The organism is Curtobacterium pusillum (genome assembly GCF_013359865.1).
Classification (GTDB): domain Bacteria; phylum Actinomycetota; class Actinomycetes; order Actinomycetales; family Microbacteriaceae; genus Curtobacterium; species Curtobacterium pusillum.
Genome location: NZ_JABMCE010000074.1, coordinates 58,380 through 79,938, shown reverse-complemented (window position 1 = coordinate 79,938; position 21,559 = coordinate 58,380). Strand labels below are relative to the sequence as shown.

Genomic DNA, 21,559 nt, shown 5'->3' with positions numbered 1-21,559 from the left:
GGGCCACCGGTGAGGTGGCACCACGGATCCGGGGAGCCCGCTCGATGCAGCACGAACCACACCCTGTCGTCACCCGGCGCGAGGGGCTGTGGGTCGCGGTCCTGACGGCCGTGTTCGGCCTCTGGCTCGTCCTCTGGGCGCTCGTCGTGCCGGCGTTCCAGGCACCGGACGAGCCGGCACACTTCGACGCCGCCGTGCACGTCGCGACCGGGGCCGGCTGGCCCGCCCCGGGGGCCCTGCACGTGTCGAACGCCGTGCAGGCCGCCCAGCAGGAGCAGGCCGCCGGCGACGCCTCCACGTGGTCGACGATGAGCGAATTGCTCGCGGCACACCCGGGTGACTCGACGACGGTCGACCAGATGACCCAGCACCCGCCGACCGCCTACGCGGCCGACGCGCTCGTGCTCCGGGCGCTCCACTACGGATCGCTCCGCTGGGACCACGCGCTCGTCGCCCTCCGGCTCGTCGACGCCGTGCTCGTCACACCGCTCGCGCTCCTGGCCTGGGCCGCGGTCCGCCGGGTCACCCGGTCGCCTCGCGCGGCGCTGCTCGCTCCGCTGGCCCTGTTCGCGACGCCGCAGCTCGCGTCCATCGGCGCGTCGGTGACGAACGACGCCCCGGTCCTCCTGCTCGGCGGCGGGGTCGTCTGGCTCGCCGCGCGGCTCCTCACCGGCGATCTCCGGCGGCGCACGCTGGTGGCGCTCGGTGTCGTGACCGCGGCACTCGTGTGGACGAAGGGCACCGGGCTCCCGGCCGTGCCGTTCACCGCCGTCGTCGTGCTCGTGGCGGGCTCCGGCGTCCTGTCGATCGGCCGCCGGCTCGTCCGCACGCTGGTGGTGCTCGGGACGACGGCCGTGCTCGGGTGCTGGTGGTGGCTGCACAACCTCGTGACGTACCACCGCCTCCAGCCGGACGGGTACGCCGCCATCCGCCCGCACGCCGACTTCCCACCGGGCGAGCACCCGACCGTCCTGCACTTCCTCGACGTCAGCTGGGGCACCGTCGCTCGGACGTTCTGGGGCAGCCCCGGGCAGCGGGCGCAGGTCAGCATCGGCGACCTGCTCACCGCGCTCCTCACGATCGTCGCGGTGCTCGTCGTCCTGCTGTGGGCGTTCCGCCGGCCCAGGGTCGGCGCGGACACACGCGCGACCGCCTGGTGTCTCGCGGTGTTCCCCTCGCTGCTCCTCGTCCTGCAGACGGCGAGCAGCGCCCGCGCGTACCTCGACACCACCCAGGTCGCGGGGACGCAGGGCCGGTACGTGTTCCCGGCGCTGCTCGCGCTGCTCGCGCTCAGCGCCCTCGCGTGGCGGCGGATCCCCCGCACCGCCGGAGGTCGCCGCGCGCTCGCCACGGGGATCGCCGTGGCGACGCCCGGCGTCGGGCTGTACGGGCTGGCGGTCGTCTCGAGCTGGTTCTGGAACGCGGCTCGTGCTCCGCTGACCGCGGACGGCATCGCGCGGTACGAGGCGTCCGGGCCGGTCCCGTTCGCGCTCGTGGCCACCATCGCGGTGCTGGTGGCGGTCGGCCTGGTGGCTTCGGTCACGCGGGTGGCCCGCACGGGACCGTCTGGAGGCGCGGCTCGCCACGGACGGTCGGCGGAGGTCTGAGCGGGGTCGCCTCCCGGACACGACGGAGGCCGCGCCCCTCGGCGCGGCCTCCGTCGTCGGCGGGTCGGGTCAGCGCCCCATGCCGCGGTAGGTGAAGCCGGCAGCGGTCCAGGCGTCGCGGTCGAGGCAGTTGCGACCGTCGATCACGACGGGGCTCGCCACGAGCGAGGCGGCGACCGCGGGGTCGAGCTCGCGGAACTCGTTCCACTCCGTGAGCACCAGCACGAGGTCGGCGTCGCGGAGAGCGTCCGTGGCGCTCTCGGTGTACTCGAGCTCCGGGTGGATCCGGCGTGCGGTGACGACGGCCTCGGGGTCGTACGCGGCGACGGTGGCGCCGTGGCGGAGCAGTCGTCCCGCGATGTCGAGTGCGGGCGAGTCACGGACGTCGTCGGAGTTCGGCTTGAAGGCGAGACCGAGCACGGCGACGCGCTTGCCGGCGACGACGCCGCCGAGGAGTTCCTCGGCGAGTTCGACGACATGGGCGCGACGACGGAGGTTGGTGGCGTCCACGTCCGCGAGGAACGCGAGGGACTCCCCCACACCGAGCTCGTTCGCGCGGGCCTGGAACGCGCGGATGTCCTTCGGCAGGCAGCCGCCGCCGAAGCCGAGACCGGCGTTGAGGAACTTCCGGCCGATGCGGGCGTCGTGCCCGATCGCGTCGGCGAGCGCCGTGACGTCCGCACCGGCGACCTCGGCGATCTCGGCCATCGAGTTGATGAAGGAGATCTTCGTCGCGAGGAACGCGTTCGCGCTGATCTTCACGAGCTCGGCGGTCGGGAGGTTCACCACGAGCCGCGGCGTGCCCTCGGCGAGCGCTTGGGCGTAGACCTCGTCGAGCAGCGCCACGGCACGGTCGCCGACCTCGCCGTCGGGCACGCCGTACACGAAGCGGTCCGGGGCGATCGTGTCCTGCACCGCGAAGCCCTCGCGCAGGAACTCCGGGTTCCACACGAGCGACGCGCCGGGAACGGCCGCCTCGACCTGGGCGGCGAGGCGAGCGGCGGTGCCGACCGGGACCGTCGACTTCCCGACGACGAACTCGCCCGCCGCCAAGTGCGGGACGAGCGCGGCGACCGCGGCGTCGACGTAGGTGAGGTCCGCGGCGCCGGTCGGGCCCTGCGGGGTGCCGACGGCGAGGAAGTGCACGCTCGCACCGGCGACCTCGGCCATGTCGGTCGTGAAGCGGATGCGACCGGACGCGAGGGCCTCGGTCAGGATCTCGGGGAGACCCGGCTCGAAGAACGGTGCCTCGCCCGCGGCGAGTCGCTCGATCTTGACCGGGTCGACGTCGACCGCGACGACGTCGTGCCCGAGCTTGGCCATGGAGGCGGCGTGCACGGCACCGAGGTAACCGCAGCCGATGACAGAGATACGCACGTCGAAGACGGTACCGGGTTCTCGTCGAACTTCCACCGAGTGCGATGGCGCGGCCCCGGCCGTCAGGGCCGGACGTCGCCCCACTGCGGCCGGTCGGCACCCCCGACGATCTCGTCCCAGTCGGGTTCCCGGTGCCGCCGGCGGGTCTCGTACGCCTCGACGAGGTCGTGGAGGACCGCGACCACGAGGTCGGCGTGCGGCACGTCCGCGAGCACCACGGCGGGTTCGTCCCCCGGGAACACGAGCACGTCGCCGGAGCGGAACAGTCCCTGCAGGCCGCGGCGACGGACGGTCACGTCGTAGCCGCGCGAGTGCAGCAGCTCCCGCCGGGTGCGCGTGCCGAGGCCGCGCACGACGACGAGCCGGCGCGTGGTGACCACGTACCGCTCGGACATCCAGCGGAACAGCGGCATCGCGCCGCCGACGAACACCAGGAGCACCACGAGCCCGGCGACCACGGCGTTGAGCCACGCGAGCTGGGCCCGGAACACGCCGAACCCGAACCCACCCGCGAGCATCACGAGCACGACGAACACCGCCGGGCGGACGAGCCGACGCGCGTGCGGTCGCAGGCGCGCGACGACGCGTTCGGGCGCGGGCTCGTCGGTCATGCCGTCATGCATACCGCAGGTGGGTGACGTCCCCCACTGCGACGCCCCTGGAGACACCCCGTCGATCCCGGATCGTGATCCGGCCCTCGTCGTCGATGCCGATCGCCTCGGCCTCCTCGGCGGTGCCGTCGGGGAGTTCGAGGCGGACGCGCTGGCCGATCGTGCCGCAGGCCGACCGGATGTGTGACCGGACCGTCTCGGCAGCTGGACCGCCCGCGACCAGGGCGGCCACTGCCTCCAGGACCGCCCCGTGGAAGGCGGCGAGCACCGCGTCGGCGAGGTCCGCTGCGCACCCGTGTGCTCCGGCGACGGCCAGCGACGTGGACGTCGGCGTGGGGAGCCGGTCCGCGGGGATGGTGAGGTTCACGCCGGCACCGACCACGACGCTGCCGTCGGGCGTGACCTGGCAGAGGATGCCGCACACCTTGCGGCCGCCGATCTGGACGTCGTTCGGCCACTTCACGACGACGTCCGACCCGTCGGGCACCACCGCGGCGATCGCGTCCCGCATCGCGGCGCCGGCGACGAGCGGCAGCCAACCGCGGTCGCGGTCGTCGAGCTCCGCGCGGACGAGCAGGCTCGCCGCGAGGGTCTCACCGGCGGGGGCCGACCAGGTCCGGTCCAGCCTGCCCCGGCCCGCGGTCTGGTCGAGCGTGACCAGCACACTGCCGTGCGGCTGCTCGGGAGCGAGGGCGAGCAGGTCGGCGTTCGTCGAGCCCGTCGTGTCCGGTGCGGTGAAAACGGCACCGATCGCGCGCGCGGCGGCTCGGCTCAGCGGGAACGTCGGCGACGCGGGTGTGGACATGCACGCAAATCTACGGGCAGGAACCGTGGGGGTCCTCCAACCGGCGCCGTGGTCGCCGCCGGTAGGGTGAGCGGGTGACTTCAGGAGACACCCCCGATCTCTCGACGACGGCCGGTCGGCTCGCCGACCTCCGCGAGCGGTACCACGAAGCAGTGACCGCCGCGGGCGAGGCCGCGATCGCGAAGCAGCACGCCAAGGGCAAGGGCACGGCGCGCGAACGCATCGAGCAGCTGCTCGACGACAACTCCTTCGTGGAGTTCGACGAGTTCGTCCGGCACCGCACGCACGCATTCGGCATGGAGTCGAAGCGCCCCTACGGCGACGCGGTCGTCACCGGCGTGGGCACCATCCACGGCCGCAACGTCGCCGTGTACGCGCAGGACTTCACCGTCTTCGGCGGCTCCCTGGGCGAGGTCGCCGGCGAGAAGATCATCAAGGTGATGGAGCACGCGCTGAAGACCGGCGTGCCCGTCATCGGCATCCTCGACTCCGGCGGCGCCCGCATCCAGGAGGGGGTGGTGGCCCTCGGCAAGTACGGCGAGATCTTCCGCCTCAACACCCAGGCCTCCGGCGTCATCCCGCAGATCTCGATCGTGATGGGCCCCGCGGCCGGCGGTGCCGTGTACTCCCCCGCGCTCACCGACTTCGTGATCATGGTCGACAAGACGAGCCACATGTTCGTCACCGGTCCGGACGTCATCAAGACGGTCACCGGCGAGGACGTCGGCTTCGAGGAGCTCGGCGGCGCCCAGACCCACAACGCCGTGTCCGGTGTCGCCCACTACCTCGCGGAGGACGAGACCGACGCGCTCGACTACGCCCGGTCCCTCATCGGGTTCCTGCCGGACAACAACCTGTCCGACGCGCCCGCGTACGACGTCGCCCCGGAACTCGAGACCACCGACGCCGACCACGAGCTCGACGTCGTCATCCCGGACTCCACCAACCAGCCGTACGACGTCACCACGATCATCGAGCACCTCGTCGACGACGGCGAGTTCCTCGAGGTGCAACCGCTCTTCGCGCCGAACATCCTCATCGGCTTCGGCCGGGTCGAGGGCCGCACGGTCGGCATCATCGCGAACCAGCCCCAGGCCATGGCGGGCACGCTGAACATCGACGCCGGTGAGAAGGCGGCCCGCTTCGTGCGGTTCTGCGACGCGTTCGGCATCCCGATCCTCACCCTCGTCGACGTGCCCGGCTACCTGCCCGGCACCGACCAGGAGTGGACCGGTGTCATCCGCCGCGGCGCCAAGCTCCTCTACGCCTACGCCGAGGCCACCGTGCCGCTCGTCACCGTCATCACGCGCAAGGCCTACGGCGGGGCGTACATCGTCATGGGCTCCAAGCAGCTCGGTGCCGACATCAACCTCGCGTGGCCGACCGCCGAGATCGCCGTCATGGGTGGACAGGGCGCGGTCAACATCCTGTACCGGTCCGAGATCAAGCGGGCCGAGGAGTCCGGCGAGGACGTCGCCGCGGTCCGTGCCAAGCTCGCGAACGAGTACACCTACAACGTGGCGTCGCCGTACCTGGCTGCCGAGCGCGGTGAGCTCGACGGGATCATCCAGCCGCACGCCACCCGCGTGTCGGTGATCAAGGCGCTCCGGGCGCTCCGCGGCAAGCGTGCCTCGCTGCCGCCCAAGAAGCACGGGAACATCCCCCTCTGATGGGCCGCCACGCCGCCGCCGTACCCGCCGTCCCGGTGGACGAAGCCGTCTCGGCCGCCGCCGACGTCCGCGTGGTGTCCGGCCACCCCACGCCCGAGGAACTCGCCGCCGTCATCGCCGTCCTGCAGCGTCAGGCGGACGAGGCGGCGTCCCTCGGGCGCCCCGAGGTGACGGTGTCGCCGCGCTCCGGGTGGGACGCTTCGGCGCGGGGGCTCCGGCGGCCGCTGGAGCACGGTGCGGGCGCCTGGAGCCGATCGCTCCGCTGACCGCGCGTCGCACGAACCGCCTCTTGCGCGATCCGGGGTGGACGGGGGACCATGTACCCCTGGGTATCGAGTCGTCTCCCGCGTTGCACCGTGCACTTCCCGTTCGGTCTCCCCTCGCACGGGGGACAAGTTCGGCGGACGGTGCCTGAACATGCAGGATTTGTCCCCCATAATGACGACTGACAGACCGTTGGACGACGGGCATAGTAGTTCGTGTTCGGTGTCCTTCAGCGAAGAACATCGCAGGTCGGTGGCCGACTAGGGTACGAAGCCACCACCAGCTACGAGTCAGGGCGATATTCGGGTTGTCGCTCAGACTCGGGTCGTGAACGGGCCGGTCGCATTCCGACCGGCCCGTTCCCCGTTTCCGGGGCAGGACCCCGAACCGCATTCCGACCGGCCCCTTCCCCGTTTCCGGACAGATCGGCGCGCTTCGCCGGCTTCCGGGTCGGACCGACCGTGCAGGCCGCTCAGACCGGCTCGTGGCGAGGGTTCTCGAGCCAGACGACCACCGAGTCGTCCTCATCGCCGTCCTCGTCGTCCATCCCCGCGCCGAGCGCCGCCGACTCGCTCGCCGCCGTGTCCAGCCGGAGCCCGACGACCGTCACCGCGGTCTCGGCCCCCTCGGAGACCGTGCGGACGATCACGTTGTCGGCCTCGCGGGCCTGGCGCAGGGCGTCCGCGATCCGTGCGTGCACGCGACGCAGGTCGTCCATGTCGAGGTCGTCGAGGCCGCCGTCGTCGTGCAGCTGCACCGTCGCACCACGGCGGCGGAGGCGCATGACCTCGTCGCGGACGTCATCGGAGAGCAGGGACCGGCCACGGATCTCGTCACGGATGGCCTGCTCGAGGTGCAGGCACTCCGCCCGCTCGGCCTCGTCGAGGTCGCCCCCGGTGTCGACGATCCGTTGCAGCATCGGGAGCGCCATCCGCGTGGTCTGGCTGAGGCGGAACTGCCGCTCGAAGACGTGGGCGTCCTGCGCCGCCTGCCAGTCCGCGGTCTCCTGCTCCGCGCGCACGAAGTCGCGGGTGACCCGGGTGGCGCGGTTCATGGCGGCCGCGAACCCGGTGGCGATCGCGACCCACGACACGCTGCCGAGCACCCCGAGGGAACCCAGCGCACCGAGCCCGGCCCAGGCGACGGTGTGCACGGCGAGGAAGCCGACCCCGACCCACGCGAAGGCGCCGCGCCCGCGGACGACGAGCACGACCATCAGGGTGCCGACCGCGGCGATCCACCACGTGCTGTACCCGGGGCCGGACCGGAGCTCGACCACGGGGGCGGCGATGATCGGCATGACCACCGCGGTGCCGAGCGAGAAGCACGTCGTCCACAGCGGCAGCGTGCGACCCGGGATGAACACCGCCAAGCCGGTCGCGGCCGCGTAGAGCACCATGCACGCGAGCACCGGCCCGATCTCGAGGACGCGGTGCAGCGTCGTCGCGGCGAGGAGCAGGTGGTAGACGGAGAAGAGGACGGCGAGGCCGGTGGCGACGCGGGCGGGGATCGAGACCCTCACCGGGGATCCCCCGTGCGGGGTGCCCAATCGAGCAGGATGCGCGTCCCGGCCCCCGGGGCGGTGACCACCTCGGCCGCACCGTCCACGGCGACGACGCGTTCCACGATCGACCGGCGCACTCCGAGTCGCTCCGCGGGGATCGCGGCGACCTCGAACCCGGCGCCGTCGTCCCCGACCTCGACGTGGACGCCCGGGCCGCGCTGCTCGACGACGATCCAGCGGTCCACCTCGGCACCGCCCGCGTGCTGCACGCTGTTGACGGCCGCCTGCAGGGCCGCGGAGGCGATCGCGTCGGCCACGGTGCCGGGCACCCGGATCGCGCCGAGGCGCCGCTCCTCCACGCGGACGGGGGCGGCGAGCGCGCCGACGGCGTCCGCGATCCTCGTCCTCAGGGCCACGAGGGACACCGGCGGAGCGTCGCCCGGCCCGTCCGCGGCAGCGGCCTCGAGGTGGTCGATCGCGTTCCGGGCCATCCGTGCGGCGAGCATCTCGGCGTCCACGGTGTCGGCCCGGGCAGCGGAGAGGAGGGTCGTGAGCACGCTGTCGTGGACGATCGCGTCGACCTGGACGCGCTCGACCTCCGTCGCGTGCTCCCGGATGGCGTGCGAGTACCGGCGGACCGCCGTGGCCTGCGCGGCGTCGACGGAGGTGGCCGCCCGGCGCAGCACGACCGCGATGACGAGGACCGCTCCGCTGAGGATCGCCGTGTACACGCCGTCCAGCAACGCTCGGACGCCGGCGTCGCCGCCCACCGGGGTGAGCCGGATGATGACGTACGCGGTCGGCACGAGCGCGGTGTACACGGTCGCACGCCAGGGGGCGAAGCCCATCGCGGCGGCGGTCGACCCCACGGTGCAGAGCCACCACGGCCACGGCACCTGGTCCGACGGGATCGCGTCACGGACCGTGAGCGGCCAGGTCACCAGCGCGACGAGGAACAGCAGCGCGCAGACGATCTGCGCGAGCTGCGCGAGACGCTTGACGAAGACGGACGCCCCGACGAAGAGGAACGACGCCGCGAGCCCGCAGGCCACGGCCGGCCCCCACACCGGGTCGAGGTACGGGAGCTGGTCGAGCACCGCCGGCACGGTGGTGGCCCCGAAGCCGAGCGCGGCCACGGCGATGAGGATCGCGAACGCGCGCTCGACCGACGCCTGGGTGATGGAGGCGCGGACGGTCCGTGCGGGGTCGGCACCGAACGGCGCGGGCTCGGTCGACCCGGAGGTGGTCCGTGCCGCGGCTGCCGACCCGGCCCCGGCCCCGGGCGCCGACCCCGCCCCGGGCGCGGCGTGAGCGGCGGTCATGCCGCTCAGCGACCGTCGCCGTCGGGGTCGATGCCCGAGTCGAGCCCGGGGAGGATCCCGTCCTCGACCGCACGGCGGAGGAGGTCGACCTTCGTCGGGGCCGGACGACCGACCTCGACGTACTTCACGCGGATGCGGTCGAGGTACTCGCGCGCCGTCGAGTACCCGATGCCGAGCTGCTGGGCGGCGAGCTTGAGCGGCAGACCGGAGGCGTAGAGGTGCAGGATCTCGCGTTCCCGCCGGCCGAGCTGCGCCTTCGCGAAGTCACGGTCCGCGTCGATCGCGCTGGCCCACTCGAGGTTGTTGAGCACGTCGCCGCGGGCGACGGTCGCGACGGCCGCCATCACGGTCTTCGTCGCGGAGGACTTCGGGATGACACCGGCGGCCCCGGCGGCGAGCGCCTCACGGACGTTCGCGACGCGGTCGGCGATCGAGTGCACGAGCACGGCGGACCCGGTGCCCTGCACACCCTTGACGTTCGCGGTCACGGTCGAGCCGTCACCGAGCGACAGGTCGAGGACGACGACGTCGACCTCGCGCCCGCCGAGGTTCTCGATGTACTCGGGAACGCTCGCGGCGGTGAGGACCACCTCGAACCCCTCGTTCTGGCAGGCTGCCTGGATCCCGAGCCGCACGGACTCGTGGTCGTCGACGATCGCGACACGGACGGGCTTGCTCGCCGCTCCGGTCGTTCCGGTGGTGGTCGTGTCTGTTGCCACGGTGGCCTCTCTGGTCGATGCGCACCCCGGCCCCTGATACCGGGTGGCCATCAACGTCCAAGGATACCCAGGTCGGACTCAGGCAACGGCGCGGCGCGCTCCCCGGCCACGCGCCGGACGTCAGGCGACGGGCACCAGGAGCGCGACCGCCTCGAGGTGGTGGGTGTGCGGGAAGAGGTCGAAGGCGCGCAGTGCCTCCAGGCGGTACCCGAGGTCCGCGAAGGTCGCGACGTCCCGTGCCAGCGCGACCGGGTCGCAGGCGACGTACACGACCTGGGCGGGCTGGAGCGCGGCGATCTGGACGACGACTTCGCGTCCAGCACCCGATCGCGGCGGGTCGAGCACGACCGTGCCGGCCCGCAGCCGCCCGCGCTCCTGCTGCGAGGCGGTGTCGACGGTGCGCTGCAGCCAGCGGTCGACGCGGCCGGTCTCGGCGCGGGCGCCGATCCACTCGGCGAGGTTCTCCTGCGCGTGCTCGGTGGCGCGCGGGGCGCTCTCGACGCTGGTCAGGCGGGCCTTCGGTCCCACCATGTCGCCGAGCGCGGCGGCGAGCAGGCCGACGCCGCCGTAGAGATCGAGGTGCTGCCCCTCGGGGTCGAGCCGGTCGCGGTCGACGAGGTCCCGCACCGCGGCGGTGAGCACGGCCGGCGCGGCGCGGTGCACCTGCCAGAAGCCGTTGTCGTCGACCGCGAACGAGCGCTCGCCCACCGTCTCGGTCACCACGGTCGGCGACTGGGTGTCGACGACGAGGCGGGCGCCCTCGGACCCGGAGGGGGCGAGGACGTCGATGACCGACGCGCCGGGCATCGAGCCCCGGCCGAGCGGCGCGCTCTCCTGCACGACGACGCTCGCCAGTGGGAGGGACGCGACCGGCACGACCGTGTGCGACCGAGCGGCGAACGGGCCCGGCGTGCCGTCCTCGTCGACGTGCAGGCGGATGCGGGTGCGCCAGCCGAGGCCGTTCACCTCGTCGTCACCGGGCGCGGCCTCGACGACGACGTCGGAACCCAGCACCTCGGCGAGGTCGGTCCGGGCGAAGCGGGCGAACGAGTCGACGAGCACGTCGTGCTTCAAGGTGCGCTGGTGGGCGAGGGCGATGTGGCCGAACTCGGCACCGCCGGCGCGCACGGCCGGGTCGCGCTCGAGTGCCGCCTCGGACCAGACGTGCTCGACGCGGTGCTCGCTCGGCTGCTCGACCGACACCGTGTCGGCTCGCCAGAACGACTTCTTCCGGTCCTCGGTGACACGGGCGGCCACCCGCTCCCCGGGGATCGCATCGGAGACGAACACCACGCGCCCCTCGTGCCGTGCCACCGAGATGCCGCCGTGGGCGATCCCGGTGACGTCGAGTTCGAGCAGCGTTCCGACGGATTCACCCATGGTTCGATGTTCCCATGCGTCTGTACCTCGCGAGTACCTCCCCCGCCCGCCGAGCCCTCCTCGCCCAGACCGGGATCGAGCCGGTGCTCGTCGCACCGGGGGTCGACGAGGACGCCGCGGTCGCGTCGGTGTCCGCTGCACTCGGCCGTGACCTGACCGGCCCGGAGCTCGTCGCGATGCTCGCGGTCGAGAAGGCCGCCGCCGTCGCGGACGGCCGGGTCGCGGGCTCGCCCGTGGACGGGTTCGTGTTCGGCGGGGACTCCGCGTTCGAGGTCGACGGGGTCCTGTACGGCAAGCCGCACGACCCCGCGGTCGCGCGCGACCGGTGGCGGCAGATGCTCGCCGCCGGCGGCGGCACGCTGTGGAGCGGGCACTGCGTCGTCGACAGGCGCCGCGACGTGGTCTCGACCGACCACGGGCCTGGAGGCGCGGGGCGGGCCGGCACCGTCCCTCCAGTCCGACACGTGGACGCGTCGGGCGGCGGGCCGCTGGGCGTGGCCGCGTCGCTCACCCACGTCGCGCCCGGCGGGTCGGAGCTCGTCGCCGCCGGCGACCGGGTCGTGGCGGTGGACAGCGCGGTGCTCACGTTCGCCGACGACATGTCACCCGAGGAGATCGAGGCGTACGTCGCGACCGGTGAACCGCTCGAGGTCGCCGGAGCGTTCACGATCGACGGGAGGGCGGCCGCGTACATCACCCGGATCGACGGCGCGCCGTCCGCCGTCGTCGGACTGTCGCTGCCGGTCCTGCGGTCGATGCTGCTGCGGGGCTTCGGCGTGGCGTGGCACGACCTCTGGGCACTGTAGACATCCACACTTCTTCAGCGCCGTTCTTTGTGGGTGCCAGTCAATTCCTGCCTCCGTGGCACGAATACGCTGACTAACCATGCCCCGTATCAGCAAGGTCCTCATCGCGAACCGCGGCGAGATCGCCGTCCGCATCATCCGTGCGGCCCGCGACGCAGGCAAGGCATCGGTCGCGGTCTACGCCGACCAGGACCGTGACGCCCTCCATGCCCGCCTCGCCGACGAGGCCTACGCGCTGAACGGCACCACGAGCGCCGACACCTACCTCGTCATCGACAAGATCATCTCGGTCGCGCGCCGGTCCGGCGCGGACGCCGTGCACCCCGGCTACGGCTTCCTCGCCGAGAACGCCGACTTCGCCCGCGCCGTCATCGACGCCGGGCTGATCTGGATCGGCCCGTCGCCGGAGTCGATCGAACAGCTCGGGGACAAGGTCTCCGCGCGCCACGTGGCCGAGAAGGTCGGTGCGCCGCTCGCCCCCGGGACCATCGAGCCCGTCAAGGACGCGTCCGAGGTCATCGCCTTCGCGGACGAGGTCGGGCTCCCGGTCGCCATCAAGGCGGCATTCGGCGGCGGCGGCCGTGGTCTGAAGGTCGCCCGGACCCGCGAGGAGGTCGCCTCGCAGTTCGAGTCCGCGACGCGTGAGGCCATCGCGGCGTTCGGCCGCGGCGAGTGCTTCGTCGAGAAGTACCTCGACAAGCCGCGCCACGTCGAGACCCAGTGCCTCGCCGACGAGCACGGCAACGTGGTCGTCGTGTCGACCCGCGACTGCTCGCTGCAGCGCCGGCACCAGAAGCTCGTCGAGGAAGCCCCTGCTCCGTACCTGACGGACGCGCAGAAGGACCGGCTGTACGAGTCGTCGAAGGCGATCCTGCGCGAGGTCGGCTACGTCGGCGCCGGTACCTGCGAGTTCCTCATCGGCGCCGACGGCACCGTGTCCTTCCTCGAGGTCAACACCCGCCTGCAGGTCGAGCACTGCGTCTCGGAAGAGGTCACCGGCATCGACCTCGTCCGCGAGCAGTTCCGGATCGCCGAGGGTGGTGTGCTCGACTACGAGGACCCCACGCCGAAGGGTCACTCGTTCGAGTTCCGCATCAACGGCGAGGACCCGGGCCGCAACTTCTTCCCTGCTCCGGGTCCCGTGCACGCGTTCAACGCGCCGTCCGGGCCCGGCGTGCGCGTCGACTCCGGTGTCGTCTCGGGCGACGTCGTCTCGGGGTCGTTCGACTCGATGCTCGCGAAGCTGATCGTCACCGGGTCGTCTCGGTCGGAGGCGCTGTCGCGTGCCCGTCGCGCGCTGGCCGAGTTCGAGGTCACCGGGCTGCCGACCGTGCTGCCCTTCCACCGCGCCGTGGTGTCCGACCCGGCGTTCGCGACGTCCGACGACGAGCCGTTCTCCGTCTACACGCAGTGGATCGAGACCGACTTCCAGAACGACATCCCCGCGTGGACCGGTGCCACCGAAGACCTCCCCGCTCCTGCCGCCCGCGAGAGCGTCGTCGTCGAGGTGCAGGGCAAGCGCATCGAGGTCACCATGCCGTCGATCGTCGGGGTGAGCGGAGCCGCCGGTCGTCGTCCCGCGGGGCCGTCGGCTCCCCCGAAGCGCCGTTCGTCCGGCGTCCGCGGCGGCCTGGCGTCGTCGGGTTCGGTGACGTCGCCGATGCAGGCCACCGTGGTGAAGCTCGCGGTCGCCGAGGGAGACACCGTGGTGAAGGGCGACCTGCTCGTCGTGCTCGAGGCCATGAAGATGGAGCAGCCCGTCGCCGCCCCGCGCGACGGCGTCGTGACGGGGCTGAACGCCCCCGTCGGCCAGACGATCTCGTCCGGCCACGTGCTGCTCGAGCTCGCGTAGGGCGGCGGGCTCTTTCGCGAAACACCGGTGTTCGTCCGTTGAACCGCCGCATGCAGCGGTTCGATGGACGAACACCGGTGCTCTGCATCACACCGCGCGTCGAACGCCGGCTCGTTCGAGGCGCTCGGGGCCGTTGCCTCCGGGTTCGACGTCCCTCCACGTGACGCGGACGACCGCTCTGACTTCCGGGAGGGCGCGCAGCCGGTCCTCGCGGAACTTCTCATCGACGACGACCTGCTCGGGAGACCGTCCGCCCCGCATGTCGCGATCCCGGTACTTCACGAGGCCGTCGAACTCCACCACGACGCCGGCGTCCTCGAACCAGAAGTCCACCCGACCGATCAATCCGCGCCCATCGCGGAACTCTCGCTGCAGCGCCGGCGGCGGGAACCCCTCCTCCGCCCACGTGAGCCGGGCAACCGATTCGCCGGGCGAATCCGCCAGTCCGTCCGCGAATTCGATCGCCCGACGCGCCCGCGTGCTGGAACGTGGTCGTGGCGTTCGCTGCCGGAGCTCGGCGAGCAGACGATCCCGCGGGACCCCGCGGGCGAGCACTGCATCGAGGACGACGATCGCCGTCCGGAACGGCGCGCGGAGGGCGATGTCGACCGCTGTCTCACAGAGCGGCGTCACATCGCACCCGCCGATCCGTTCGGCCTGCAACGCGCGCCCTGCCGCCCCGACCTTCTGCACGTGAGCGCGTCGCTGACCGGCCGCGCGCTTCGGGTCGAGCATGACGACGTGTTCCGGGAACGGACCGAGCCACGGCAGACCGTGCATGGCCACCGCGGATTCGTGGGAGATGACGAGCCCAGGCCCGACTGCCGGCACCACCGCCGCGATCCGAGCGCGGTGGCGTTCGTGCTCCGTCGCGGCGTCGAATGCGGACCGCACGACGTACCGGCCGGGCATCAGTCGTAGGAGTGCGCCGCCGCGAGCACCGTCGATGAGTCGGCGACGCGCCCGTGGATCTGGATCGCCGGCGGCAACGCCGAACACCTCGAGGGATGGCATGGCGACACGATCCCCTCCAGTTCTCGACGTTGCCGTCCGAAGCACCACCCCGTGGACCGCCACCCAGCGCCCGCTCATGTGTACGAGTTGTCCCCCGACACGCAAAACACCGGTGTTCGCGGGTCACACCGCCGCATGCGGGGGTGTGACCGACGAGCACCGGTGTTTTGCGGACAGGCCGCGCTACGAGACGAGGGGGCGCACGGCGGCGGCCAGGGCGTCGACGAGGGACTGGGCCTCGGCGGACGACGCGGCGACCGTGTCGATGTACACCTTCACCTTGGGCTCGGTACCGCTCGGGCGGACGATCACCCGCGCGTCACCCGTGAGGTCGTAGCGCAGGATGTCCGACGGCGGGAACCCCTCCACGCCGTCGAGGTAGTCGGTCGTGGCGAGCACGTCGACGCCGCCCAGCGAGCTCGGCGGGGTCGCCCGGAGCGCCGCCATGATCTCGCCGATACGGGAGAGGTCGTCCACGCGGGTGGCGACCTGCCCCGAGGCGAACGCGCCGAACTCGGCCGCGAAGGCATCGAGCTGGCCCGCGATCGAGGACCCCGAGGCCGCCAGCTCCGTCGCGAGGTCGAGCAGCGACAGCGCCGCGGAGATACCGTCCTTGTCGCGGACCACCTGCGGGTCGACGAGGTAGCCCAGCGCTTCTTCGTAACCGAAGAGCAGGCCCGGCACCCGTGAGACCCACTTGAAGCCGGTGAGGGTGTCGCGGTACTCGAGACCGTGCCGAGCCGCCACACGGGCGAGCGCCGGTGAGGACACGATCGACGCGGCGAGCGTCCCCGTGACCCCGGCCGCAGCGGCACGGGCAGCAGCACGCCAGCCGAGCAGCCAGCCGACCTCGTTGCCCGAGAGCCGGCGGAACGTCGGCTCTCCCGTGTCGGAGGTCGACGGGATCGCCAGCGCCAGCCGGTCGGCGTCCGGGTCGTTCGCGATGACGAGGTCCGCCCCGACGGCGACGCCGCGGGCGATCGACAGGTCCATCGCCCCCGGTTCCTCGGGGTTCGGGAACGACACCGTCGGGAACGCCCCATCGGGCTCGATCTGCTCCGGGACCGTCGTCGGGACGGCGAACCCGGCCGCTTCGAACACCGCGCGGGCGGTCTCCCACCCGACGCCGTGCATCGCCGTGTAGACGACCTTCGGCTGGGCCTCGGGCGCCAGCGCGGGAGCGGGGACCGTCGCCGCCGTGGCGGAGACGTACGCGTCCACCAGCGACGACGAAGCGACCGTGTAGTCGGTGGCCCGCACGAGCTGGGTGATCGAACCGGCCGCGACGGCATCGATGGAGTCCGCGATCGAACCGTCGACCGGTGGCACGATCTGCGACCCGTCGTCCTCCCCACCGAGGTACACCTTGTACCCGTTGTCCCGCGGCGGGTTGTGGCTCGCCGTCACCATGACGCCGGCCCCGACGCCGAGGTGGCGCACTGCGAAGGCGAGCACGGGCGTGGGGAGCGCCGACGGCAGCAGGGTGACGTCCAACCCCAGGCCGCGCATGACCTCGGCCGAGTCACGGGCGAAGACATCGGACTTCACGCGGCCGTCGTACCCGATGACCACGCTCCGCTGCCGTCCCGTGTCGATCAGGAAGCGCGCGAGTCCGGCCGCCGCCTGCGTGACGACGACGCGGTTCATCCGGAGCGGCCCGTACCCGAGCTCGGCCCGGAGACCGGCGGTGCCGAACGCCAAGCGGCCGGAGAAGCGCGCGGCGAGTTCCTGCGCCTCGGGCCCGGAACCGTCGGCCGCTGCGTCGATCGCGGCCTCCAGCTCGTCACGCGTCGCCGGGTCCGGATCCTGCGCGAGCCACGTGCGAGCCGTCGCCAGCAGGGGCTCGAGCGCGATCGTCACAGGGTGTCCGACCCGAGTGCCGTCACCACGCGGGCGAGCAGGTCGGCGATGACCGGTTCCGCTTCGCGTCCGGCCTCGAGGACCTCGGCGTGGGACAGCGGCGTCTTCTGGATGCCCGCGGCGAGGTTCGTGATGAGCGAGAAGCCGAGGACCTCCATGCCCGCCTGGCGCGCGGCGATCGCCTCGAGCGCCGTGGACATGCCGACGATGTGGCCGCCGATGGTCTTCGCCATCCGGACCTCGGCCGGCGTCTCGTAGTGCGGGCCGCGGAACTGCGTGTACACGCCCTCGTCGAGCGTCGGGTCCACGCCGCGCGCGACCGAACGGAGCCGCGCCGAGTACAGGTCGGTCAGGTCGACGAACGTCGCGCCCTCGAGCGGGCTGTCCGCGGTGAGGTTGATGTGATCGCTGATCAGGACGGGTGTGCCCGGCTTCCAGTGCTCCTTGACGCCGCCGGCGCCGTTCGTGAGGACCATGATCGACGCACCCGTGGCCGCGGCGGTGCGGACGCTGTGCACGACCCGGCGGACGCCGTGGCCCTCGTAGTAGTGCGTGCGTGCGCCGATGACGAGCGCGTGGCGACCGTCGGCGAGGCGGATCGAGCGGACCGTGCCCGAGTGGCCGGGGACCGCCGAGGCGCTGAAGCCCGGGACCTCGGAGGCGGGGATCTCGGACACGGTCTCACCGATGAGGTCCGCTGCCTTGCCCCACCCGGAGCCGAGGGTCAGTGCGATGTCGTGGCGATCGATCCCCGACTTCGAAGCGATGACTTCGGCGGCGTCGCGCGCGACCTCGAACGGGTCGGCGGCGGGGTCGTTCAGCGGGTTCTCCGTGCTCATGCCCCCATGCTAGGGCGAGCACGACACTGCTCGGGCGAGCACCGCACGCGCAGCGCGCCACACACCCGCACCGTTCAGTGCTCGCCGAGCGCTCGGTCCACCGCCGCCGTGATCTCGCCCTGGTCGAAGTGGTTCCGGATCACGATGACCTCGGCGTAGGTGTCCCCGATGGCCTCGACGAACTCCTGGCTCGTCAGGATGACGTTGGCGTCCTCCGACACGTGCCGCACGGACGCGACGTCCGCGGCCACGACCGATGCCTGCAACCCGAGCGCGTCGAGCGCCTTCTCGGCGTTGACCTTGAGGATCCCGCTCGAGCCGATGCCCGCGCCGCAGATGGTCACGATCTTCACGCGGACACCCCCATGATCGCGCGGACCTCGTCCGCCGTGGTCGCCGCCGCGATCCGTCCGGTCACGGTGGCGTCGTTGAACAGGTTGGCGATCTCCCCGATGGACTCGAGGTGCGTTCCCACCCCGGCAACCGCGAGACCGAGCACCACGTGGACCGGGTCGTTGTGCGGGTGCCCGAACGTCACGGGTTCGGCGAGCGTCACGACGGACAGCCCGTCGCGGAGCACGGCGGGCCCCGGCCGGGCGTGCGCGAAGGCCAGTCCGGGCGAGATGACGATGTACGGCCCGTGCTCTTCGACCATGCCGATCATGGCCTCGGTGTAGGGGTCGGTGGCTGCGCCCGAGGACACGAGGGCGCCGCCGGCCACCCGGAGCGCCTCGCGCCAGGAGGACACGGTCGCCCCGAGCACGACGGCTTCGTCCGGCAGCGGCGGCAGTGGCATGCCCTACGCCTCCTGGTACCCGGCCGTGATGGTCGCGATGATCTCTTCGCGGTCCTCGAGCGGCAGGAACGAACCGAGCGCCGCGTTGATCTGGAACGCCGCGAGGTCGTCGAGGTCGTAGCCGAACGTGCCGGCGAGCAGCGCCAGTTCCTTCGACAGCGAGGTGCCGCTCATCAGGCGGTTGTCCGTGTTGACCGTCACGCGGAAGCCGAGCTGGTAGAGCACGTCGAACGGGTGGTCGGCGAGGTCGTCGCCCCACGCCGCGATCGCGCCGGTCTGCAGGTTCGACGACGGCGAGACCTCGAGCGGGATCTCGCGGTCGCGCACCCACGAGGCGACCTCGCCCAGCGAGGCCAGGGTCGAGCCGTCGCCGGCGTCGGAGAGCGTGACGTCCTCGAAGATCCGGACGCCGTGGCCGAGGCGCAGTGCGCGACCGTCGACGAGCGCGGAACGGATCGAGGCGAGCCCGTCGGCTTCACCGGCGTGGACCGTCACGGGGAACAGCTCCGACGCCAGGTAGTCGAACGCGGCGCGGTGGTTCGACGCAGGGAACCCGGCTTCAGCCCCCGCGATGTCGAACCCGACGACACCCCGGTCGCGGTGGCGCACGGCGAGCTCGGCGATCTCCAGCGACCGGTCGGCGTGGCGCATCGCCGTGACGAGCTGGCCGACGCGGATGGACCCGCCCGCCGCGTCGACGGCTTCCTCGATGCCGGCCTGGACCGCCTCGACCGTCTCGTCGAGCGTCAGCCCGCCCTGCAGGTGCTGTTCCGGCGCCCACCGGACCTCGCCGTAGACGACGCCGTCGGCGACCAGGTCCTCGACGAACTCCTTCGCGATGCGATGCAACTGCTCCGCCGTCTGCATGACCGAGGTGGTCACGTCGAAGGTCTTCAGGTACTCGACGAGCGAGCCGGAGTTCGACTGGTCGGCGAACCACTGGCCGAGCGCGTCGGGGTCGGTGGTCGGCAGGTCCACGCCCGCTGACCCGGCCAGTTCGACGATCGTCGCCGGACGCAGACCGCCGTCGAGGTGGTCGTGCAGCGAGACCTTCGGCAGGTCGTTGATGACCGCTCCGGCGTCGGGCAGGCGGTAGGTCGTGGCGTCGGCGCTCATGCGATCCAGGCTATCGGTGGTCGCGCCGGCCGCGCAGGTGACGTCCCACAGGTTTGTGGAGAACTGGCTGGAGGCTCGCCACATGTGGACGACGAACGCCCAGCCGGACGGGCGGCCAGCCGATCAGCCGGACAGCCGGACAGCCGGCCAGGCGGTCAGCCGGAGATCCGGTCCCGCACGATCGGTCCACGCTCCTCAGCCGACCCACCGATCGACCACGCCCCCTCGAGCGACTCCAGCGCCCGCTCGAACCGGGCGGCCTCGTCGGTGTGCAGCGTCCACAGCGGCTGCCCTTCGGCGACGGTGTCCCCGGGCTTGACGTGCAGCTCGATGCCGGCGCCCGCCTGCACGGGGTCCTGCGCGCGCGCACGGCCGGCCCCGAGACGCCAGGCCGCGATGCCGAACGGCAGGGCCTCCTGCGTGGCGAGCACACCCGAGGACGGCGCCCGCACGACGTGCTGCTCCCGGGCCGCCGGCAGCGGCGCGTCCGGATCGCCGCCCTGGGCGGAGATCATCCGACGCCAGGTGTCCATCGCGCGCCCGTCCGCCAGTGCCGCCGCCGGGTCCGCGTCGGGCAGCCCGGCGAGCGTGAGCATCTCGGTGGCGAGCGCGATCGTCAGGTCGACGACGTCGGACGGTCCGCCGCCCGCCAGCACCTCGGCCGACTCCCGCACCTCGAGCGCGTTGCCGATCGTCCCGCCCAGCGGGACCTCCATGTCGGTCAGCAGCGCCGAGGTCGCGACCCCGGCGTCGTTCCCGAGGTCCACCATCGTCTGCGCGAGCTCGCGCGATGCCTCGTACGAAGGCATGAACGCCCCCGACCCGAACTTCACGTCGAGCACGAGCGCGCCCGTGCCCTCGGCGATCTTCTTCGACATGATGCTCGACGCGATGAGCGGGATGCACTCGACGGTGCCGGTGATGTCACGCAGCGCGTACAGCTTCTTGTCGGCAGGGGCCAGTCCGGAGCCCGCGGCGCAGATCACCGCACCGACGTCGGACAGGATCGACAGCATGCGGTCGTTCGTGATCGACGCCTGCCACCCCGGGATCGACTCGAGCTTGTCGAGCGTCCCGCCGGTGTGCCCCAGCCCGCGCCCGGACAGCTGTGGCACCGCGACGCCGAACGACGCGACGAGGGGCGCGAGCGGCAGGGTGATCTTGTCGCCGACCCCGCCGGTCGAGTGCTTGTCGACAGTGGTCTTGCCGAGCGAGCCGAACGACATCCGCTCCCCCGACGCGATCATCGCGAGCGTGAGGTCCTTGATCTCCCGCCGCTCCATCCCGTTGAGGAAGATCGCCATCGCCATCGCCGCCATCTGCGGGTCCTCGACGTAGCCACGGGTGTAGGCGTCGACGAGCCAGTCGATCTCGGCGGTGCCCAGGGGCTCGCCGGAACGCTTCGTGCGGATGAGGTCGACGGTGTCGAACGGCTCGACGGCCATGTCAGTGCTCCTGCCGGTAGGCGGCGACGGTCCGCGGGCCGAACGCGTCGGGCAGGACCTCGTCGATGGTGCGGATGCCGGAGACGGTCTCGAGGAGCATGCTCTCGGCCGAGTGCTCGAACAGCAGCTGCCGGCAGCGCCCGCACGGCATCAGGGTCGCGCCGTCGCCGTCGACGCACGCGAACGCGACGAGCTTGCCGCCGCCGGTCATGTGCAGTTGGGACACGAGCGCGCACTCCGCGCAGAGGGTCAGCCCGTAGGACGCGTTCTCGACGTTGCAGCCGGACACGATCCGGCCGTCCTCGGTGAGGGCCGCGGCCCCCACCGGGAAGGACGAGTACGGGACGTACGCGTGTCGCATCGCTGCCGTCGCTGCGGTCCGCAACGCGGTCCAGTCCACGTCCTCCTGGAGGCTCCCCACCGGCACGGCCGGACCGCCGCTGGCGCGTTGCTCCGGAACCGGCGGCGTGGGCCCAGGCGTGGGCTCCGCCTCGGGGGTAGCGGTGACCGCCTGGTCACCCGCAGCGTTCGTGTCGGTCATGTGCCATGCCTCCTGGCCGTCATGTCGTGCG

General features: G+C 72.4%; 20 protein-coding genes. 5 read left to right on the top strand and 15 right to left on the bottom strand.

The annotated features are described in order from the left end of the window. The first annotated feature begins 44 nt into the window (after window positions 1-44). Complete coding sequence (locus tag HP507_RS08895) at window positions 45-1,607, top strand: DUF2142 domain-containing protein (RefSeq protein WP_175351430.1); 1,563 nt, start codon at window positions 45-47, stop codon at window positions 1,605-1,607. 69 nt (window positions 1,608-1,676) lie between these two features. Here HP507_RS08895 and HP507_RS08890 read toward each other — a convergent pair whose 3' ends face one another. From HP507_RS08890 to HP507_RS08880, 3 genes are all read right to left on the bottom strand, one after another. Then, window positions 1,677-2,984, bottom strand: coding sequence for a UDP-glucose dehydrogenase family protein (locus tag HP507_RS08890; protein ID WP_175351429.1), 1,308 nt, complete (start codon window positions 2,982-2,984; stop codon window positions 1,677-1,679). A 62-nt stretch (window positions 2,985-3,046) separates the two neighbouring features. Further along, entirely contained in the window at window positions 3,047-3,595 is a 549-nt protein-coding gene (locus HP507_RS08885; protein WP_175351428.1) for a PH domain-containing protein, read from the bottom strand. A gap of 4 nt (window positions 3,596-3,599) precedes the next feature. After that, window positions 3,600-4,400, bottom strand: a complete 801-nt coding sequence (locus HP507_RS08880; protein WP_175351427.1) for a biotin--[acetyl-CoA-carboxylase] ligase — start codon at window positions 4,398-4,400, stop codon at window positions 3,600-3,602. Window positions 4,401-4,474: 74 nt separating this feature from the next. On the opposite strand from HP507_RS08880, the gene HP507_RS08875 reads away from it, so the two are divergent. Together HP507_RS08875 and HP507_RS08870 are read left to right on the top strand one after the other, a co-directional pair. Further along, window positions 4,475-6,070 carry an acyl-CoA carboxylase subunit beta gene (locus HP507_RS08875; protein ID WP_175351426.1) on the top strand — a complete coding sequence of 532 codons (1,596 nt, stop codon included), beginning with the start codon at window positions 4,475-4,477 and terminating at the stop codon, window positions 6,068-6,070. Next, the gene (locus tag HP507_RS08870; protein WP_175351425.1) at window positions 6,070-6,336 is read left to right on the top strand and encodes an acyl-CoA carboxylase subunit epsilon; all 267 of its coding nucleotides are present in this window, start codon (window positions 6,070-6,072) and stop codon (window positions 6,334-6,336) included. Before HP507_RS08875 ends, HP507_RS08870 begins: the two co-directional genes overlap by 1 nt. 470 nt (window positions 6,337-6,806) lie before the next feature. On the opposite strand, the gene HP507_RS08865 is transcribed toward HP507_RS08870, so the two are convergent. The 4 genes from HP507_RS08865 to HP507_RS08850 form a co-directional block, all read right to left on the bottom strand. After that, entirely contained in the window at window positions 6,807-7,856 is a 1,050-nt protein-coding gene (locus HP507_RS08865; protein ID WP_271207216.1) for a hypothetical protein, read from the bottom strand. After that, complete coding sequence (locus HP507_RS08860) at window positions 7,853-9,160, bottom strand: sensor histidine kinase (RefSeq protein ID WP_175351424.1); 1,308 nt, start codon at window positions 9,158-9,160, stop codon at window positions 7,853-7,855. Before HP507_RS08860 ends, HP507_RS08865 begins: the two co-directional genes overlap by 4 nt. Window positions 9,161-9,165: 5 nt before the next feature. Next, window positions 9,166-9,930: a response regulator transcription factor gene (locus HP507_RS08855; protein WP_376985136.1), complete on the bottom strand. Its 765-nt coding sequence runs from the start codon at window positions 9,928-9,930 to the stop codon at window positions 9,166-9,168. Window positions 9,931-9,999: 69 nt separating this feature from the next. Further along, the gene (locus HP507_RS08850) at window positions 10,000-11,259 is read right to left on the bottom strand and encodes a class I SAM-dependent RNA methyltransferase (protein ID WP_175351422.1); all 1,260 of its coding nucleotides are present in this window, start codon (window positions 11,257-11,259) and stop codon (window positions 10,000-10,002) included. 14 nt (window positions 11,260-11,273) lie between these two features. On the opposite strand from HP507_RS08850, the gene HP507_RS08845 reads away from it, so the two are divergent. Beyond that, window positions 11,274-12,065: a Maf family protein gene (locus HP507_RS08845; RefSeq protein WP_175351421.1), complete on the top strand. Its 792-nt coding sequence runs from the start codon at window positions 11,274-11,276 to the stop codon at window positions 12,063-12,065. Window positions 12,066-12,144: 79 nt separating this feature from the next. After that, on the top strand, window positions 12,145-13,917 hold the full coding sequence (locus tag HP507_RS08840) for an acetyl/propionyl/methylcrotonyl-CoA carboxylase subunit alpha (RefSeq protein WP_175351420.1): 1,773 nt from the start codon (window positions 12,145-12,147) through the stop codon (window positions 13,915-13,917). Window positions 13,918-14,004: 87 nt separating this feature from the next. Here the strand turns inward: HP507_RS08840 and HP507_RS08835 are convergent, their stop codons facing one another. From HP507_RS08835 to HP507_RS08800, 8 genes are all read right to left on the bottom strand, one after another. Further along, window positions 14,005-14,931 (bottom strand): hypothetical protein, encoded by a 927-nt coding sequence (locus HP507_RS08835; RefSeq protein ID WP_175351419.1) that lies wholly within the window; start codon window positions 14,929-14,931, stop codon window positions 14,005-14,007. 183 nt (window positions 14,932-15,114) lie between these two features. Next, the gene (locus HP507_RS08830) at window positions 15,115-16,785 is read right to left on the bottom strand and encodes a phospho-sugar mutase (protein ID WP_376985421.1); all 1,671 of its coding nucleotides are present in this window, start codon (window positions 16,783-16,785) and stop codon (window positions 15,115-15,117) included. A gap of 2 nt (window positions 16,786-16,787) precedes the next feature. Then, window positions 16,788-17,630, bottom strand: coding sequence for a purine-nucleoside phosphorylase (locus HP507_RS08825; RefSeq protein ID WP_175351417.1), 843 nt, complete (start codon window positions 17,628-17,630; stop codon window positions 16,788-16,790). 74 nt (window positions 17,631-17,704) lie between these two features. Beyond that, window positions 17,705-17,983 carry a PTS sugar transporter subunit IIB gene (locus HP507_RS08820; RefSeq protein WP_175351416.1) on the bottom strand — a complete coding sequence of 93 codons (279 nt, stop codon included), beginning with the start codon at window positions 17,981-17,983 and terminating at the stop codon, window positions 17,705-17,707. Beyond that, the gene (locus HP507_RS08815) at window positions 17,980-18,426 is read right to left on the bottom strand and encodes a PTS sugar transporter subunit IIA (protein ID WP_175351415.1); all 447 of its coding nucleotides are present in this window, start codon (window positions 18,424-18,426) and stop codon (window positions 17,980-17,982) included. Before HP507_RS08815 ends, HP507_RS08820 begins: the two co-directional genes overlap by 4 nt. A 3-nt stretch (window positions 18,427-18,429) precedes the next feature. Then, a complete protein-coding gene (locus tag HP507_RS08810) occupies window positions 18,430-19,542 on the bottom strand; it encodes an adenosine deaminase (RefSeq protein ID WP_175351414.1) in 1,113 nt (370 codons plus the stop codon). 155 nt (window positions 19,543-19,697) lie between these two features. Next, entirely contained in the window at window positions 19,698-20,987 is a 1,290-nt protein-coding gene (locus HP507_RS08805) for a thymidine phosphorylase (protein WP_175351413.1), read from the bottom strand. Between the two features lies 1 nt (window position 20,988). Continuing rightward, on the bottom strand, window positions 20,989-21,408 hold the full coding sequence (locus tag HP507_RS08800) for a cytidine deaminase (RefSeq protein WP_271207283.1): 420 nt from the start codon (window positions 21,406-21,408) through the stop codon (window positions 20,989-20,991). Between the last annotated feature and the right edge of the window lie 151 nt (window positions 21,409-21,559).

Excerpts from the sequence above, each read along its gene's own strand:
- HP507_RS08870 (WP_175351425.1), top strand. The coding sequence starts at position 6,070 with ATGGGCCGCCACGCCGCCGCCGTACCCGCCGTCCCGGTGGACGAAGCC.
- HP507_RS08860 (WP_175351424.1), bottom strand. The coding sequence starts at position 9,160 with ATGACCGCCGCTCACGCCGCGCCCGGGGCGGGGTCGGCGCCCGGGGCC.
- HP507_RS08895 (WP_175351430.1), top strand. The coding sequence starts at position 45 with ATGCAGCACGAACCACACCCTGTCGTCACCCGGCGCGAGGGGCTGTGG.
- HP507_RS08845 (WP_175351421.1), top strand. The coding sequence starts at position 11,274 with ATGCGTCTGTACCTCGCGAGTACCTCCCCCGCCCGCCGAGCCCTCCTC.
- HP507_RS08880 (WP_175351427.1), bottom strand. The coding sequence starts at position 4,400 with ATGTCCACACCCGCGTCGCCGACGTTCCCGCTGAGCCGAGCCGCCGCG.
- HP507_RS08835 (WP_175351419.1), bottom strand. The coding sequence starts at position 14,931 with ATGCCATCCCTCGAGGTGTTCGGCGTTGCCGCCGGCGATCCAGATCCA.
- HP507_RS08885 (WP_175351428.1), bottom strand. The coding sequence starts at position 3,595 with ATGACCGACGAGCCCGCGCCCGAACGCGTCGTCGCGCGCCTGCGACCG.
- HP507_RS08840 (WP_175351420.1), top strand. The coding sequence starts at position 12,145 with ATGCCCCGTATCAGCAAGGTCCTCATCGCGAACCGCGGCGAGATCGCC.
- HP507_RS08825 (WP_175351417.1), bottom strand. The coding sequence starts at position 17,630 with ATGAGCACGGAGAACCCGCTGAACGACCCCGCCGCCGACCCGTTCGAG.
- HP507_RS08805 (WP_175351413.1), bottom strand. The coding sequence starts at position 20,987 with ATGGCCGTCGAGCCGTTCGACACCGTCGACCTCATCCGCACGAAGCGT.
- HP507_RS08810 (WP_175351414.1), bottom strand. The coding sequence starts at position 19,542 with ATGAGCGCCGACGCCACGACCTACCGCCTGCCCGACGCCGGAGCGGTC.
- HP507_RS08815 (WP_175351415.1), bottom strand. The coding sequence starts at position 18,426 with ATGCCACTGCCGCCGCTGCCGGACGAAGCCGTCGTGCTCGGGGCGACC.
- HP507_RS08855 (WP_376985136.1), bottom strand. The coding sequence starts at position 9,930 with ATGGCCACCCGGTATCAGGGGCCGGGGTGCGCATCGACCAGAGAGGCC.
- HP507_RS08850 (WP_175351422.1), bottom strand. The coding sequence starts at position 11,259 with ATGGGTGAATCCGTCGGAACGCTGCTCGAACTCGACGTCACCGGGATC.